The 16,693-nt window shown below is 49.2% G+C and carries 13 protein-coding genes, 2 tRNA genes and 1 riboswitch; of the genes, 3 read left to right on the top strand and 12 right to left on the bottom strand.

Going from position 1 to position 16,693, the window contains the following annotated elements; genetic code table 11:
• Positions 1-50: 50 nt before the first annotated feature.
• The 7 genes from V8Q34_RS12975 to nikB all read right to left on the bottom strand — a co-directional run bounded on the left by V8Q34_RS12975 (position 51) and on the right by nikB (position 6,475).
• Positions 51-245, bottom strand: a complete 195-nt coding sequence (locus V8Q34_RS12975) for a hypothetical protein (RefSeq protein WP_033143635.1) — start codon at positions 243-245, stop codon at positions 51-53.
• Between the two features lie 124 nt (positions 246-369).
• Positions 370-1,272: a LysR family transcriptional regulator gene (locus tag V8Q34_RS12970; RefSeq protein WP_158587346.1), complete on the bottom strand. Its 903-nt coding sequence runs from the start codon at positions 1,270-1,272 to the stop codon at positions 370-372.
• Between the two features lie 50 nt (positions 1,273-1,322).
• Positions 1,323-2,282 carry an oligopeptide/dipeptide ABC transporter ATP-binding protein gene (locus V8Q34_RS12965; protein WP_148392077.1) on the bottom strand — a complete coding sequence of 320 codons (960 nt, stop codon included), beginning with the start codon at positions 2,280-2,282 and terminating at the stop codon, positions 1,323-1,325.
• Positions 2,272-3,060, bottom strand: a complete 789-nt coding sequence (locus tag V8Q34_RS12960) for an ABC transporter ATP-binding protein (protein ID WP_054353681.1) — start codon at positions 3,058-3,060, stop codon at positions 2,272-2,274. Before V8Q34_RS12960 ends, V8Q34_RS12965 begins: the two co-directional genes overlap by 11 nt.
• 10 nt (positions 3,061-3,070) lie before the next feature.
• Positions 3,071-4,690 (bottom strand): ABC transporter substrate-binding protein, encoded by a 1,620-nt coding sequence (locus V8Q34_RS12955; protein ID WP_335835616.1) that lies wholly within the window; start codon positions 4,688-4,690, stop codon positions 3,071-3,073.
• A gap of 20 nt (positions 4,691-4,710) precedes the next feature.
• Complete coding sequence (gene nikC / locus V8Q34_RS12950) at positions 4,711-5,535, bottom strand: nickel transporter permease (protein WP_033143640.1); 825 nt, start codon at positions 5,533-5,535, stop codon at positions 4,711-4,713.
• Between the two features lies 1 nt (position 5,536).
• Positions 5,537-6,475, bottom strand: a complete 939-nt coding sequence (nikB, locus tag V8Q34_RS12945) for a nickel ABC transporter permease (protein ID WP_335835615.1) — start codon at positions 6,473-6,475, stop codon at positions 5,537-5,539.
• A 187-nt stretch (positions 6,476-6,662) separates the two neighbouring features.
• A riboswitch (cobalamin riboswitch) is annotated at positions 6,663-6,842 on the bottom strand.
• A 196-nt stretch (positions 6,843-7,038) separates the two neighbouring features.
• On the opposite strand from nikB, the gene V8Q34_RS12940 reads away from it, so the two are divergent.
• The 3 genes from V8Q34_RS12940 (at position 7,039) to V8Q34_RS12930 (ending at position 8,583) form a co-directional block, all read left to right on the top strand.
• Positions 7,039-7,120: transfer RNA gene (locus V8Q34_RS12940), tRNA-Tyr, on the top strand.
• Between the two features lie 35 nt (positions 7,121-7,155).
• Positions 7,156-7,241, top strand: a tRNA-Leu gene (locus V8Q34_RS12935).
• 412 nt (positions 7,242-7,653) lie between these two features.
• Complete coding sequence (locus tag V8Q34_RS12930; protein WP_335835614.1) at positions 7,654-8,583, top strand: AraC family transcriptional regulator; 930 nt, start codon at positions 7,654-7,656, stop codon at positions 8,581-8,583.
• 233 nt (positions 8,584-8,816) lie between these two features.
• Here V8Q34_RS12930 and V8Q34_RS12925 read toward each other — a convergent pair whose 3' ends face one another.
• The 5 genes from V8Q34_RS12925 to V8Q34_RS12905 form a co-directional block, all read right to left on the bottom strand.
• Positions 8,817-10,943 carry a glycoside hydrolase family 13 protein gene (locus tag V8Q34_RS12925; protein WP_033143646.1) on the bottom strand — a complete coding sequence of 709 codons (2,127 nt, stop codon included), beginning with the start codon at positions 10,941-10,943 and terminating at the stop codon, positions 8,817-8,819.
• Positions 10,944-11,398: 455 nt separating this feature from the next.
• Positions 11,399-13,231, bottom strand: coding sequence for an ATP-dependent zinc metalloprotease FtsH (gene ftsH, locus V8Q34_RS12920; RefSeq protein ID WP_033143647.1), 1,833 nt, complete (start codon positions 13,229-13,231; stop codon positions 11,399-11,401).
• A 27-nt stretch (positions 13,232-13,258) separates the two neighbouring features.
• A complete protein-coding gene (gene hpt, locus V8Q34_RS12915; protein WP_335835613.1) occupies positions 13,259-13,780 on the bottom strand; it encodes a hypoxanthine phosphoribosyltransferase in 522 nt (173 codons plus the stop codon).
• Positions 13,773-15,116 (bottom strand): tRNA lysidine(34) synthetase TilS, encoded by a 1,344-nt coding sequence (gene tilS, locus V8Q34_RS12910; RefSeq protein ID WP_118594126.1) that lies wholly within the window; start codon positions 15,114-15,116, stop codon positions 13,773-13,775. Before tilS ends, hpt begins: the two co-directional genes overlap by 8 nt.
• A gap of 41 nt (positions 15,117-15,157) precedes the next feature.
• The gene (locus tag V8Q34_RS12905; RefSeq protein ID WP_033143649.1) at positions 15,158-16,645 is read right to left on the bottom strand and encodes a SpoIIE family protein phosphatase; all 1,488 of its coding nucleotides are present in this window, start codon (positions 16,643-16,645) and stop codon (positions 15,158-15,160) included.
• Positions 16,646-16,693: the final 48 nt, after the last annotated feature.

The following is a 16,693-nucleotide window of genomic DNA, read 5'->3' as shown; positions in this document are numbered from 1 at the left end:
ACAAATGCCCTGTAGTTATGCAAGGAACAAAAAGAGGAAAAGCTTTATTTTTACATCCATCCGCTGACCCAGGCTATAGGGCACACCACAGCGGAGGCCAAAACACAGACCGCTCCCAGAATAAAAAACGGTACCCCGATAAAAGTGCAGAACAGCGCTATGCACGGATGTCTCCGTGCAAAACGGGCTGCTGTTGTGTCAAACCGATATTCTGCTCTTCGGATCGTCTCCCTGATATATTTCATAACTGTCCCTCCTATGGCATTTATCCTACCACCCGCCGTATTAAAACGGTAAAAGTGATATACAGATGAAATAAAAATGCCATAAAAGAGTTCTCTGCAAAACGGCTTTGATGCCCGGAAACCTTTATTCCAACCCTTCTTTCACATATTCAATATATCTCCTGCTGCACCCCCCAAGCTCCCTGCCGGCACGTTTAATATATCCGCAGCACACTTTCACCCTGCAGTCCTCCAGCTCGATTCTGTGTATCCTGCTGTCTCTGTGCAGTCTGGAGTCCATCAGACAACTGATATTCCCCAAATCTGTTTTCAGCAGAAGCTGGGTCATGGCATGGTCACTGCACACCTCCACACCTCTGTAGAAAAACTGGGAATCCACCAGCTTTTCCTTCAGATTGCCGGGATGCTGAAACAGGGGAATCCCCTCTTCCAGGTTCTGGACAAAGCGTATCTTCTGCAGTTCCGCTTTTGTTACACTTTTCCTGTCATAATAGGGATTGCCGGGGCCTGCGAACAATACAAGCCTTGTCTCCTTTAACATATGGAATTCCAGATGCCTCTGCTCCAGCATACGGTCAACCGCATTTTTCTGAAATTCCGAGACAAAGACAAATCCCAGTTCTGCACGGCGGTGTGTCACCTGATGCAGCACCATTTCCAGGGTACCTTCCAGATATCTGGCCTGCAGGTTCTGTTCCCGCCTGTAAAATTCCGCAAACAGACCGGCCAGAAGGTTGCTTGGCATGGAGGAAAGACAGAACACTTCTGACTTAACGCTTGTCTGCACCTGCTGGATCACCTGCATGTCTTTTAAAATCCTGCGCGCCTGTTCATAGACCAGTTCCCCCTCCACGGTCATCTCCACACCCTTCTTACTCCGCCTAAGAAGACGGACCCCCAGGCTTTTCTCCATCTTGCCGATCGTCATGCTCACATGCGGCTGTGTTGTATAGAGCATCTCCGCCGCCTTGCTGATCGAACCGGTATCCACGCTCACCACAAAATACTGCAGTTGTTTCATCTCCATTCCTGAACCCCTGTCTTCTCTCTTGTCAGATAAGAAATATCTGCTTTCTTTTATCCAAAGCGGTGGCAGGCTGCCTGGTGACCCGGCCTGATTTCCCGAAGCTTTGGCTTCTCTGTTCTGCACCTGCTGCCGCAGAAACTGCATCTGCTCTGAAACGGACATCCCTCCAAAACGTCAAGAGGACTTGGGACCTCCCCTTCAATGCTCCTGATCTCACAGTTCTGCTCCATATGTATGGAAAACAGCGAGCCCAGCAGCGCCTGCGTATAGGGATGCACTGCCCTGGTCCGCACTGCCTCCCCCGGTATCACTTCCACAATATGCCCCAGGTACATCACAGCGATCTGATGGGCAAATGCCTGTATCAGCGCAATATCATGACAGATAAATACAATACTGATATCCTTCTCCTTCTGGAGCTTTACCAGAAGTTCGATGATCGTCTTCTGTATGGATACGTCAAGAGCCGAAGTGGCCTCGTCGCACACCAGCACCTCAGGCTCCAGGGAAAGTGCTCTGGCTATCCCCACCCTCTGCCGCTGTCCCCCGCTCATACTGTGGGGATATCTGTATAAAAAGTCCTCGGAGAGCTCCACCATCCCAAGCAGCTCCTTTGCCTTCTTCTCTTTCTCACTCTTCTTCAGCCGTTTAAAATTCATGAGCGGCTCTGTCAGGATATCTATGATCTTCATCTTGGGATTAAAAGAAGCCAGCGGGTCCTGAAACACCATCTGCATGTTCTGGCGGTTCAGCCGTTTTTCCTTTTCCGGCAGATGTACAATGTCCCTGCCGTGGCATAGGATCTCACCGCTGGTAGGGGCGTCCATCTGGATCAGCATCCGCACAAGGGTGGATTTTCCGCAGCCGCTCTCCCCCACAATCCCCAGGGTCTTTCCTTTGTACACATTCAGACTGATGTCACTGCAGGCAGTCAGTACCTTTTTTCCCGGCGCGGAAAACTGTTTTACAATATGGTTTGCCTTTAACACAACATCCGATTCATGAAACAAAACGTTCACCCTCCATTTCCGGAACAGCCTGCAAAAGACTTTTGGTATAATCACTGACCGGATGATTCATCACCTCATCCCGGGTACCCTGATCCACCACTTTGCCGTTCTGCATGACAACCAGCTTATCCGCCATATAGGCAGCTACGCCAAGGTTATGTGTCACGATAATAATCCCTGTCTCGTATCTGTCTCTCAGCTCCATCATCTGCCGCACGATCTGCGCCTGTGTGGTCACATCCAAAGCGCTGGTGGGCTCGTCAGCCAACAGAAGCTGAGGCTGAAATGTCATGGCCATGGCGATTCCCACTCTCTGGCGCATACCGCCGCTCAACTGGTGGGGATAGCTCTTCATAATGTTTTCCGCGTCGGCCAGACGCATCTTCTTCAGCATTTCTGCAGCCTTGTTCCAGGCCTGCGGTCTGGTAACTCTGCTGTGGGTACAGATATACTCCACATACTGTTTTCCGATCTTCCGAATGGGGTTGAGGGTTCCGCCGCAGTCCTGGAAGATCATGGACATTCTGGTTCCTCTCAGATTTCGCCACTCCTCCCCGGATTTCTGTGTGAGTGCCTCCCCTTGGAAATATATCTCACCGGCGCTTATATATCCCGAACCGGGGAGCGCTCCCAGCACTGCCCGGATCACCGTTGTCTTGCCGCTGCCGCTCTCACCTACTATGCTGACAATCTCGCCTTTTTTCATGGAAAGCTGAAAACTCTCCACTGTGGGCTCCTGCTTTCCGTAACGGACTGTCAAATCCTTGATCTCAAGCATATCCTCTCCTCTATTCAGCCAGGGAAATGTCCTTGGTCAGCCAATAATAATCCATGGGATACATCTTCACCCCTGTCACACTTTTTGATGAAAACAGATAGGTGGTTTCATAGCCGAAGAACACCGTTGCCGCGTCATCCATGATGAGCTGCTGTATCTGCATGATCAGATTCTTTCTTGTATCCTCATTAAATTCTGTGACAAGCTGGTCCAGAAGCTCATCCACCTGCGGATTGCTGTATCCCATCTGGTTGGAGGATGAGGTGCTGTACCAGTTCTCACGGAGATATTTTTCCGGGTCACCGGTGTTTGCCACCAGGACATTCCAGATGAGCATGTCAAATTCTCCGGAATCTCTCATGTCAAGCAGAGTCTCATAGCTGACTGTATTCAATTTTACATTGATTCCGATATCCTTCAGGCTCGCCTGTGCTGCCTGCGCGTAGACATTGAGCTCCTCGCGGCTTGTATATATGACAAAATTCAGCTCCAGTTTTTCTCCGGAAGGTGTCTCCACAAATCCATCCTCGTCTGTATCCTTGTAACCTGCTTCCTCCAGAAGCGCTTTCGCGCCGTCCGGGTCATATGCGTTTTCATCCTTCAGCTCATCGAAGCCAAAATCAAGTGTGGGGGGAACCGGAGCTTTTCCCGCTGTGGCTCCGCCTTCCAGCAGGGTATCACAGTAAGTTTCCTTATCCAGCCCTCTGATGACCGCCTGGCGCAGTGCTTTATCACCAAGCACGCCATTCTGGTTCATAAAGGCATAGGTGGACCGCAGGGACTCTAACTGCTGTATATTATATTCCCCGCTGTCCTCAAAATCTGCCAGATTCTCCGTCTTCAGATTGTACGCGATCTGCACTTCATCTGTCTGCAGGGCCATGGAACGCGTTGTCTGGTCATCTATGCACTTAAGCGTCACCTTGTCAAGAGGCACTTCCCCATCCCAGTAATATTCGTTGCGGACTACAACGCAGGAATCTGTGGGGCTGAAAGATTCCACTGCGTAAGGTCCGGTACAGATGGGACCTTCCATGGCAAAGGCGTCCGTATCCGCCTGGGTATCCACAATGAGGAACAGCGGGTCTGCCAGACTTCCCGGCAGGATGGCCACCGGCTCTTTTGTCTTGATAAGCAGGTTCTGTCCGTCCACCTCCATGGATGCAGGCTCAAAGAAGGAGACTGCCCTGTCGCTGAGCTCAAAGGTACGTTCCAAGGATGCTTTCACAAGCTCTGGTGTCATGTCATCCCCATTAGAGAACTTGACTCCCTCACGAATCTTAAACGTCCAGGTGAGCTGGTCCTCGCTGATCTCCCAACTCTCTGCCAGGCAGGGCACGATCTCGCCGTTTTCATCAAAACGCACCAGCGTCTCCCCGACTCCGTATCTGGACACCACCCAGCTGAAATACTGCTCTGTAGGCTCCAGAGTATCCGCAAAGCTTGTAACGCCTATGGTGATCTCACCGCCGTCTCCGCCTGTTTTATCTAAGGCGGAGTTCTCCCCGGAAGCTGCCGTATCCTCTGTATCCGCCTTTTCCCCGGCGCTGTTTCCGCAGCCTGCCAGCAATCCCGCTGCAAGACTTCCCGCCAGCAGGGCACACATGATTTTTCTGTAAAATTGATCCATATCTCTTTTCTCCTTCTGTTTTACTCTTGTTTTGGGTCCAGGATATCCCGGATACTGTCGCCCAGCATATTGAAGACGACCACAACGACTACAATGGCAATGCCGGGATAGATCATCAGCCAGGGGGCTTTGGATATGTAGGTTCTGCCCTCATTGAGCATCAGCCCCCATTCCGGGGTGGGCGCCTGCGCCCCGAATCCCAAAAAGGACAGGGATGCCAACTCCAGCATCATGGTCCCAATATCTGTGGCTGCTGTCACCACCATGGTTGTGATCATGTTGGGGATCACATATTTCATAATTATGCTGCCCCTTTTCGTTCCTGTTACAACAGCCGCATCAATATACAGGTTCTGTTTGATCTTCAGGACCATACTGCGGGCAAGTCTGGCATATTTTGTCCAGCTCACAGCCGAGATGGCAATAACGGCATTTACCATATTTGGCCCCAGAAGACCTGCTATGGCGATTGCCAGCACCAGACCGGGAAAGGAGATCATCATATCCGCAATCCGCATGATCACAGCGTCCACAGCTCCGCCAAAATATCCCGCCAGAATTCCAAGAGCAGTCCCCACCACAAAGATGACCGCCACCAGACACAGCGTCATGGTCAGGGATGACCTGGTTCCGTATATAACTCTGGAGAGCACGTCCCTCCCCAGCTTGTCAGTTCCCCAGACATAAGTGCTCCCCGGCTCCTTTAGAGAATCACTCATCACAGCATCATAGGGGTCCCGCGGAGCGATCCAGGGTGCAAAGACAGCTATTGCCGCAATTGCCAGGGCCAGAAGAAGAAAGACGGTAAACTGTTTGTTGTTCTTCAAAAATCTTAATACCTTCAAATCACCGCTCCTCCTTTAATCTGGGATCCAGACGGGTATAGGAAAGGTCAACCAGCAGATTGATTCCCATGTAGAGCAGTGCGATCCACAGCACATAGCCCTGTACCAGGGGATAATCCCTGCAGGAAATGGCTTTTACCGCCATACTGCCCATGCCCGGCCAGTTGTAAATGATCTCCACCACTGCGGTTCCTCCCAGAAGACTTCCCAGGGAAAGACCCAGCAGGGTCACCAGCGGCAGCATGGCATTTGGCAGCACATGCTTCCACAGAATTGTTCGCTCCCTGATTCCCCGCATGCGGGCACCCGTCACATAATCCTGGTTCAGTTCCTCCAGAACAGCTATCCTCACCTGTCTTGTGTATTTTGCGGACATGGCAATAGCCAAAGTCACGGCGGGAAGGATCAGGGATTTGAAATCCGTGCTTCCCCCGGAAACGGTTACCCACCGCAGCGTCACACCGAATATACTCAGAAGGATCAGTCCGATCCAGAAATTCGGAACCGATACTCCAAGGAAGGTCAGCGCCCGCACCAGATAGTCCACCCATTTATTCCGGTAGACTGCTGATAAGATTCCCAGCGGAACGGATATCAGCACCATGATGACCAGAGAAGCCAGCGCCAGTTCCAGTGTGGGCCAGAAACAGGATACCAGTTTGTCCACCACGGGAACCTTCATAGAATAAGAAGTTCCCATATCTCCGGTCATCACTCCCTTCAGCCAGGTTCCGTACTGCACCAGAAACGGTTTGTCGAGTCCCAGTTCAGCCCTTGTCTTTTCCAGAAGTTCTGGCGTGGGCACATTGCCGCACTCTGTTAACATGATCTCCGCCGGATCCCCCGGCGACAGATAGGTGAGTCCAAATGTAAAAAAACTGATTCCCATCAGTACGATCACAATCTGGACCAGCCTTCTGCCTGTGTTTTTCTTGTTCAACCTTTTCACCTCCATTGTTATTAACAGCTCTGAGATATCTGCGGTCCGCATCGCTGCCGGATGCAGTCGCGTTCCTTCTGCGCATCAAAAAAGGACAGCCCGATACACAGACTGTCCCTAACTCTCAAAATTTACCTAAAAATGCAGAATCCTGCCCTTATTTCAAGAGTTCCCATCAGCCGTGCGAAACATCTTAAAGATATAAGCAGTTCTCCTGACTTCAGTTCAGCGCACCCGGATACCTTCCCGGACTTCTGTCCAGTGGCATAACATCTGAGCGCTCCCTGTCACAGTGGCGGGACCGTACCGGACTTGCACCGGTTTCTCTTTTCATGCTGCAATAGCAACTTATATCCTGTATGATCAATCTCTAAGTCTTTATTATACTTGAATATTTATGGATTGCAACTCTTTATACATCACAATTTGTTATAGATAAAAATTTCCCATCCATTATCTATCCGCTTCATTTCAAATAAATACCGAAAAAGCCCTTGCAATCTGGAAAAAATCTGTTATAATAATATCTTGTCAGAGAGAACTGACATATCTAAATAAAACATGGACGGTTTCCCGAGTGGCCAAAGGGGACAGACTGTAAATCTGCTGCAAATTGCTTCGGTGGTTCGAATCCACCACCGTCCATTTTATCGGATAGGTTCGCCTATCCGATATCTTTTGCCGCAGTGGCGGAACTGGCAGACGCCCGGGACTTAAAATCCCGTGGGTAGTGATACCCGTACCGGTTCGATTCCGGTCTGCGGCAGTAATCAGGAAAGGCTTAAACAAGTAATTGTTTGAGTCTTTTTTGTGTTGTATAACTGCCGCAACAGTGACTACAGAGAAGTTACCTATAGTTGCGTACTATATCAAAGCCATTACTGTATGAATTTCATATCCACACCATTTGCATAGAGCAGTGTGGCACAACTATAGTGTAGATCGTGGATTCTGATACGCTTTAGCCCCGTTTCCTTTGTGCCTGTGTCCGTCTCCCGGATACCGCACCAGCAGAACATGGCTCAGGTAAGCGTAGTTCGTTAAATATTAATAATATATATGTTCCAGATATTTTTTCTATGGTATGATATAAATATAGAATTATACAATACTCGGCTTAAAATGTTGCGACAGCAATTTATATATTGAGTATACTTTGTTTGAAGGGAGGGAGATTTTTGGATTTATTAACCCGTATGGATTTGGCACTCGCGTATGTGGAGAATAACCTGACAGGTGAGATCGATCAAGAAGTGCTGGCACGAATTGCCTGTTGTTCAATTTATAACTTCTCTCGGATGTTTTCATTTATTACCGATATTTCGCTAACGGAATACATTCGCAGAAGGAGGCTGACGATGGCAGCAATGGAACTGCAGCAAGGTGGCAATATCAAAGTGATTGATCTCGCTTTAAAGTATGGTTACGATTCGCCGGTTTCATTTTCACGTGCGTTTCGAACACTCCACGGGGTTACACCGACGGAAGCGCGCGCTGGTGGTGTAACACTTAAAGCATACCCAAGAATTTCTTTCCAAATTTCAGTCAAAGGAGAGAAAAGAATGGATTATCGCATTGAAAACAAAGAGGCATTTCAGGTTTTTGGCTACGAGGGTATTTTTAATACAGATGGAATAGGTGTGAATGCAGATATTCTGCATGATAACGCTGTACACCCAAACAATCCTCATGAGCTTTGGAATCAAAATTACGTGAACGGTGCATATGAAAAACTTGCGGCAGATGCCGGTGATTTACCTCTGTTTGTCAGCCCCGGCTTATGCAAGGTACATGGGGTATGTGATTATAAACAAACGGAACCCGGGACATTCGCATATATGCAGTGTGCATTCAAAAATAAAAACAGCAAGGTTGACGGATATACAGTTGCGAATATACCTGCGAGCACATGGGTAATATTTCCGTCTGAAAAGTTTAAATGGGATAATGTTGTCGAAGTTATAAATAACTTGCATAAGCGTTTTTTTTCTGAATGGCTTCCTACCGCTGAATATGAGCAGGTGAATGGTATGAACTTTGAGATTTACGGCGGGGATTCCGATATGGGCTACGTTGAACTGTGGTATGCAGTAAAGAAAAAGGTATAGCAAACGTGAATGGGCTGCTCTGCAATATGTGGGGCAGCCCCAGTTCTCTTTAGAAATTAAAACGTGAATTACTTGCAAAATATAAAGTGTTTTTCATTCCATTAATTACTAATAATAGTTAAATCATGCACAGATTATAGTTATCTGCACAGATGATGAAACTGTAATAGTTCGATTCCGGTCTGCGGCATGATAAAAAGACCGGCACATTCAGCCGGTCTTTTTGTATGCTTTTAATCATTTCTTCTGTCTTTATCCACAACACATTTAATCACCATGGCTCCGTGGGAGGGCACTCTCATCCGCACAACTCCGCCCTTACAGACATGAATCTTCTTAATCAGGCTATAGCCGAAGTCACCGGTCACGATGAGCTGTTTAAAACGCGCTTCCCTGCTCCTGGATATCCCCAGCTCCCAGACAGACAACTCCACCATCTTGGTCTGGTCACTGTTGTTCACAGCCACCACAGTTTTTTCCCTGTCCGTAAATCTGCCGTAGCACAAAAGCTGGTAATCATTTGCCAGGAACTTTAAAGAGCCGTCTATCAGCTCCCGGTTCCCCTTGTGAATGGCGATCATGTCCCTGTGGAACTGGATCAGTTCCCTGTCCTCCCGGCCCCAGGGATATGTTCTCCGGTTGTCCGGGTCCGTGAATCCGCACAGTCCGGCTTCATCTCCGTAATAGATCGTGGGTGCACCGGGCCATGTCATCTGCATGACTACCGCTTCCCTGAAAACTGCCTTGTTGATGTCCTGCCCTGCTGCCTCGGAACCCAGATGCGCCACACGGCCCACCTTGTGGTTTGTCCTTGTAAGGAAACGGGAATGGTCATGGTTGGACAGTTCATTCATGGCAGTCATCAGAGACGGTGCATAAAAGCTTGCCATATGATACTGCATGGCACTGATAAAACAGTCGCTGTTGCCATACATCCCCTCACTGTACTCGTCACTGTGCTTTTCCATTCCGGTCAAAAACCAGGTGACCGGCTCCATAAAGGCATCATAGTTCATGACAGTATCCCACTGGTCACCCTGGAGCCAGGATTTTGCCTCACCATAGTGCTCGGCCAGAATAATAGCCTCCGGATTGGCTTCTTTCACATTCTTTCTGAAATCCCGCCAGAACTGGTGATTATATTCATTGCTGTGTCCCAGATCCGCTGCCACATCCAGACGCCAACCGTCCACATTATAGGGCGGTGATACCCACTTCCTGGCAATCTTCATAATATATTCATACAGCATGGGGGAATCCTCGTAGTTCAGCTTAGGCAGTGTATCATGCCCCCACCAGCCGTCATAAAACTGGTTATACGGCCAGTCAAATTCATTGTGGAAACGGAAAAACGTGCGGTAGGGACTATCCCCTGTAATGTACGCGCCCTTCTCGTATCCCTCCTGGTGCTCATATATCCGCTCCCTGTCAAGCCATTTGTTGAAGGAACCACAGTGATTGAACACGCCGTCCAGAATCACCTTCATACCTCTTTTGTGCACTTCCTCCACAAATCTGGCAAAAAATTCATTGCTGGCCTCCAGGTTCTCATAATCAGTCACTCTTTTAATGTATTTGGAGGCATGGGAATTATCCTTGTCGCCCCAGTTCAGGGCATCCCCGCCGTCACTGACGATCTTCCCGTAATGGGGATCAATATAGTCATAGTCCTGGCTGTCGTACTTATGGTTGGAGGGGGAGACAAAGATAGGATTAAAATAAATCACATCTACCCCCAGCCCCTGCAGATAGTCCAGCTTATCCCAGACCCCCTGCAGATCACCGCCGTAGAAATCCCGCACATCCATGGACTGCGGCCAGCGGTACCAGTCCTCCACTCTCTGTACATGTTCGTCAATATAGCAGTATTCTCCTGTCACCACATCATTGGCCGTATCGCCATTGCAGAAGCGGTCCACAAATATCTGGTACATCACCGCGCCTTTTGCCCATTCCGGAGTCTTAAAGCCCGGCACAATGCCAAAGGAATAATGCGGGTCTATCTCCCGCACCACGCCCATCCTGTTGTAATAACAGTTCAGTTTGCCTGTATATATCTCAAAATAATACCTGACTGTCTCAGTGCCCAGGGAAATGTTGGCTTCATAATAGTCAAATCCGTCCTTGGAATCAGCCAGGTCCATTACTTTTTTCTTATCCTCGTATACCAGATAGACCAGATCCACATTGTTTTTCTTTGTGCGGATCCTTACATTTACAACGTCTCCCGGTTCCGGTTCAAAAGGTGTCCTGTAATTTTCTGTCTCATCACTGAACACCGCACGTTTATTGAAAGCAGGACGCATGTTCGTCACATACTCCTGAATTTTCTGTGCATTCTTCATATATTCGTAATTCATAATGCATCCTCTCCATCATTCAGTCGAAAAAGTTGCCGGTCATGGGTCTACTTTCCCATCTTTCATCTATTTTATCCCACTCTTACTGCATATACAACCATTTTTTGAAAACAGACACTTTTATACAAAAAATGACAACTTTTGTATAAATTCCCACAGGAACAAAATATATCCTTCAGAAAAGCCCCGAAACAGCCGGTGTCCTCAGAAAAGTAAAAGAGACAGTCTTACGACTGCCTCTTTTGGAGAAGGTATTTCTTCTTATGGGGTGTAGCAAAAACTATATAATGTATTGGGGGGTTTTTACAGTTATTATAATACCATGCAGCACGGAAAAAGTGTGCACAATCTTAAATAAATTTTTAACGATTTTTTGACCAATTTTACACGCATCAAAAATCGGCATTTCCCATTCTTTCGGAAATCTGTACAAAACCCGCCGCAAAACCTACATTTTAGCTTTCTGCCACCGCATTTTCCTGAAATAACGCCTCGAACTCTTCCCGTCCGATTTTTTCCTTTTCCAACAGCAGCTCCACACATTTGTGAAGAACATCCATATGTGCACTGATCAATTCTTTTGCCTTGCCGTAAGACTCGTCGATGATCCGTTTTACTTCACTGTCGATCAGAGCCGCTGTCTGCTCACCATAATTTCTGGCGTGGGCCAAATCCCGGCCGATAAACACTTCATCTTCATCGGAACCGTAATTGATAAGCCCTACTTTATCCGACATACCAAACTGTGTGACCATGGAGCGGGCAAGCTGTGTCGCCTGCTTGATATCCTGGGAGGCACCTGTTGTCACATCCCCGAATATAAGCTCTTCCGCCACACGTCCGCCCAGGTCCACAATGATGTTCTCCAGCATTTTATTCTTGCTGTTGAACATTTCGTCCTGCTCCGGCAGAGGCATGGTATAACCTGCAGCTCCCATTCCGGTAGGGATAATGGATATGGTATGCACAGGGCCCATCTCCGGCAGCACATGGAACAGGATCGCATGGCCTGCTTCGTGGTACGCGGTAATCTTCTTTTCCTTTTCGGAAATCACGCGGCTCTTCTTCTCCGCTCCGATTCCCGTCTTGATGAATGCCTGGCGGATATCCTTCTGGGTCAGAAAATATCTGCCGTCCCTGGCAGTGATAATCGCTGCCTCATTCATCAGGTTCTCCAGGTCAGCACCTGTAAAGCCCGCTGTAGTCCTGGCGATTTCTTTTAGATCCACGTCCTCGCCGAGGGGTTTCTTCCTGGCGTGAACCTGTAATATCTCTTCTCTTCCCTTCACATCAGGTCTTCCCACGCCCACCTTACGGTCAAAACGGCCGGGGCGCAGAATTGCCGGGTCAAGAATATCCACACGGTTGGTAGCTGACATTACGATGATGCCCTCATTGACACCGAAGCCGTCCATCTCCACCAAAAGCTGGTTCAGGGTCTGCTCCCTCTCGTCATGGCCGCCGCCCATGCCGGTTCCCCTTCTTCTGGCAACCGCATCGATCTCGTCGATAAATATAATACAGGGCGCGTTCTTCTTGCCTTCCTCAAACAGATCCCTCACACGGGAGGCACCCACACCTACGAACATTTCCACAAAGTCGGAACCGGAAATGGAGAAGAACGGAACGCCCGCCTCTCCTGCCACGGCTTTTGCAAGAAGAGTCTTACCTGTTCCCGGAGGGCCTACAAGCAGCACTCCTTTCGGAATCCTGGCACCTACTTTTACATATTTCTGAGGACTTTTCAGGAAATCCACAATCTCCTGCAGCTCCTCCTTCTCCTCCTGAAGACCCGCCACATCTTTGAATGTAACGCTCTTTTCGCTGTCCACCGTCATCTTGGCGCGGCTCTTGCCGAAATTCATCATCTTGGCATTGCTGCCGCCTGACATCTGCCGGCTCATAAGATTGAACACAAAAATGACCATGATACCCACTAAGATAAGAGGCAGGATGGAAGACATAAAAGTATTGTCTCCGGGTACGTCCCCCACTTTTGGTTTCACACCCTTTTCCTCCAGGAAATCACTTAATTTCTGCACATCTGTTGTGTTGAACTGTTCCTGGTCCCCGCTTTTCAACTCCACACTGACTTTGCCGTAGGGACTTACTTTTTCGGGATGGATATACACTTCCACAACCTGATCATTCTCAACTGCGACTTTGAATTCTGCCTCGCTGTACTCGTTATTCACTGTAAGCTGCCGGCTGAAGAGCCAGTATCCCCCTATGACCAGTACAACGATCAAGAGGACGCTGGGCAGCCAGCTTTTTGCCTGTCTGTTCACGTCATGTTCTCCTTTCACCTTATATCACTATAATTCCACCACACCAATATAAGGCAGGTTTCTGTATTTCTGTGCATAATCCAGCCCATATCCCACTACAAATTCGTCCGGAATATTAAAGCAGACATAATCCACTTTCACGTCCTTCACTCTGCGCTCCGGCTTGTCAAGAAGTGTACAGAGGCGGAGGCTGCTGGGCTTCCTCTGCTTCAGCACCTCTATGAGATAGCTCAGTGTCCTGCCGGAATCAATAATATCCTCCACGATCAGGACATCCTTGCCCTCTATACTCTCATCCAGATCCTTTACGATCCTGACCACACCACTGGAGCTGGTGTCATTCCCATAGCTGGATACTGACATAAAATCAAGGCTCACCGGAACATTGATCCTCTTTGCCAGCTCACAGGTAAAAAACACGCCGCCCTTGAGCACACAGATCAAATGTACCTGCCTGCCCTCATAATCCCTGCTTATCTGCTCTCCGATCTCACGGATCTTTCTGTCCACATCCTCTTCGCTGATCAGCTGTCTGATTGTCTCACTCATCTTCCATTTCTCCTTTGACCTGTACTTCGATTACTGTTTTTGTCTGCTCGGTAATTTTGTAATATTCACTGATACGGTACCCCACTACCCATACGATGTGGGAACCGTCCGCCAGCAGGGTCAGGTTCTCCCGCTCCTGCCTTGGAATCTTGCAGTCTATAAGATAATCTTTTAATTTTTTTCTTCCTCCCGCCGGGGTGACAGTCAGATAATCTCCGGGCTGCCGTTTTCTCACGGTGAGGTTTCCTTTTATTTTATCATAATCGAACCATTTCGTATACTTTTTTTCAGGAATTTGCTGGTTTTCCCGGGAAAAAACATGGAATTCCAATTCTTTTTCGGGAATTTCCCGTTCTGCGTTTTTATAAAACAGAAGATTGCCGTAGGACTGCTGTACCGTGATGCCATGTGCCAGGGATTTCTGCCTCCCTGTCCTGTGCCCCAGCAGCTCAAGGGCCTCCTCCACATGGACGGAGGTGATGTCTTTTTCCCCTCCCGCCAGATATGCCAGCACGCGCTTTACCACGTAAGCCTGCATGACAGGGTGTTCACCGGAGATCTCCTTTGAAAGGATGATCCCGCCCTCTTTTTCCCCGGCATACCTACTATAAAGCATATCCGCCTGCTGCCCAAGATATTCCTCCACAGATAGAAAAGTTTGCGCGGCCCTGGCAATGTGCTGCGCGGCGCGGGGATTAATTTCCTCAAGCTGCGGCAGGACTTTTTGACGGATTTTATTTCTGGTGTAGGACAGCTCCCGGTTGGTGCTGTCCTCCATCCACGCAATGCCTCTTTTTGTCAGCCATTTTTCGATGCCGCACCTTCCCACACACAAAAGGGGACGGATATAGACTCCGTCCCCCATCCGGCGCACAGGATGGATTCCCGCCAGGCCCGCGGCTCCGCTTCCCCTTGCCAGGTTGTGAAGGACCGTTTCTGCCAGGTCATCCCGGTGGTGGGCAAGTGCCGTGCTTTTCGCGCCTGTCTTTTTACAAGCATCGCCAAACGCCTGCTGGCGCACAGCCCGTCCTGCCTCCTCCACCGTCATATGTCTCTCGGCGGCAATCCGCTCCACATCATAGGAATACACTCTGCAGGGTACGGACAGCTCCCTGCACAGCCTGACCACGTACTCCTCATCCCGCTTTGCCTCACTGCCGCGAAGCTGATGGTTTACATGTACTGCCTGTACGGAAAACGGCACCTTTTTCTGATACTCCCATAACAAAAACAACAGGCACACCGAATCTGCCCCGCCGGATACCCCGGCGATCACCCGGTCGCCCGCTTCTATCATTCTGTACTGTTCTATATAAGAAAATACCTTTTCTTCCATATTTTTTCCTTGGTCCATTGGGTATTTCAGTCCTTTCTTACTCACTTTTTCCACAGGCCTGCTGCAAGCACTGTCATATCATCACTGGCTTTATACTCGCACTGGGCCAGTACCCGCTCCAGAATCCCTCTTCCCAGGTCCTGTGCTGCTTCTGCGTGGGTCTGCAGGATGATCTCTTTCATGGTATCCTCCGCATTCTCAGGCGGCAGGGCGTCCAGCACCCCGTCTGTCACCATGATGATAAAATCTCCCTCGTAGAGCTTCTTGCTGGTAGATTCATAATCCACCTGCTGGACCAGTCCCAGAGCCAGGCTTGTGGAGGAAATGGCTTCCACCCAGTGATCTCTCTTGATGAAGGTGGTGGCTGCGCCGGCTTTCAGGAAATGACACATTCCGGAGTACAGATCCACAATGGAAATATCCACCGTGGAGAATTTTCCTTCCCTGGTCTGCAGGTTCAGAACGGAATTGACCATTCTGGCTGCTGTCTCACCGGTAAACCCGGAATCCACAAACTGCTCCAGCATGTCCACCACGTTCTCACTCTCCCGGCAGGCCTCCAAGCCGGATCCCATGCCGTCGGACAGGCACATGAAAAACTGGCCGTTGTCCTCTGTTGTGCACATGTAATTGTCACCGGATATAGTCTCCCTCTCCTTTGTCACCTTCGCCACCCCGTACAGCATCTTGAAGTTCACTTCCTCCACAAAACGGATGACCGTGAACTCCCGGGTGATCAGGGTCTTGCCCTCCACCTTGGGGGTCATTCTGCTGCCGCTCATTTTCGAGAGCACTGCCCCGGCCTCCGAGGCGGAGATACAGGCCTGTCCCTTTGCCCGCAGCTCGCAGAAATACTGCAGCTTACCGTCCGGCTGCTCCAGCATCCAGACATTTCTCAAAAGTATATGCTTCTTTTTCAGTCTCTTGGCAAATTCCTCCCGGAACACAGGGTCCGTCTGAACAATGTCGAACAAATCCCTGGACAGCACCTTCATAAGCTGTGCCATCTCTCCCAACTGTTCTGCAACCGCAATCCGGTTTTCCAAAAGTTTATTATTCCACATCAGATTCTGTCGTTCTCTCTCCATTAACCTCTGCATTTCCTGCGTAAGCTTGCCCTGGTTGATGCAGACCCCTGTGAGCTCCGTCTTCGCCACCCTGAGTTTCTCCTCGTCCCCTTCCTCCATAACACGGAAAAGGCTGTAGACTCTCTGGTATGACTGCACGGAATGCTGCTTCCAGCAGATATGGTTTGCCGGGCATGTCTTACACTGTCTCTCTCTAAGTTGTTCCACCAGTTCTTCCAGTTCCCCGCCTGATAAGTAATCTTTACGGTATGGCATGCCGTAAAAGCTGTCTGCAAGTTTCTGGAAAGAACGTGCATAGCGCTGCATTTTCTCTTTCTGTGGATGCTGGTCGTACACCAAAGTGGCTGCACTTTTTTTCATGTCTGAAAAAATAGTTTTTGCCATGTCCCGCAGTATCAACAGGGCGCTGACCACGAGCATGGCAATGATCCATTCCTGCATCTGGTATTACCTCCCCTGAATAAGCAATCGCTATCAAAGGTGTATTAT

This window comes from Blautia sp. JLR.GB0024 (assembly GCF_037000545.1).
GTDB classification, from domain to species: domain Bacteria; phylum Bacillota; class Clostridia; order Lachnospirales; family Lachnospiraceae; genus Blautia; species Blautia celeris.
Note: the sequence above shows the minus strand (reverse complement) of the source record. Positions and strands in the feature narration are given on the sequence as shown.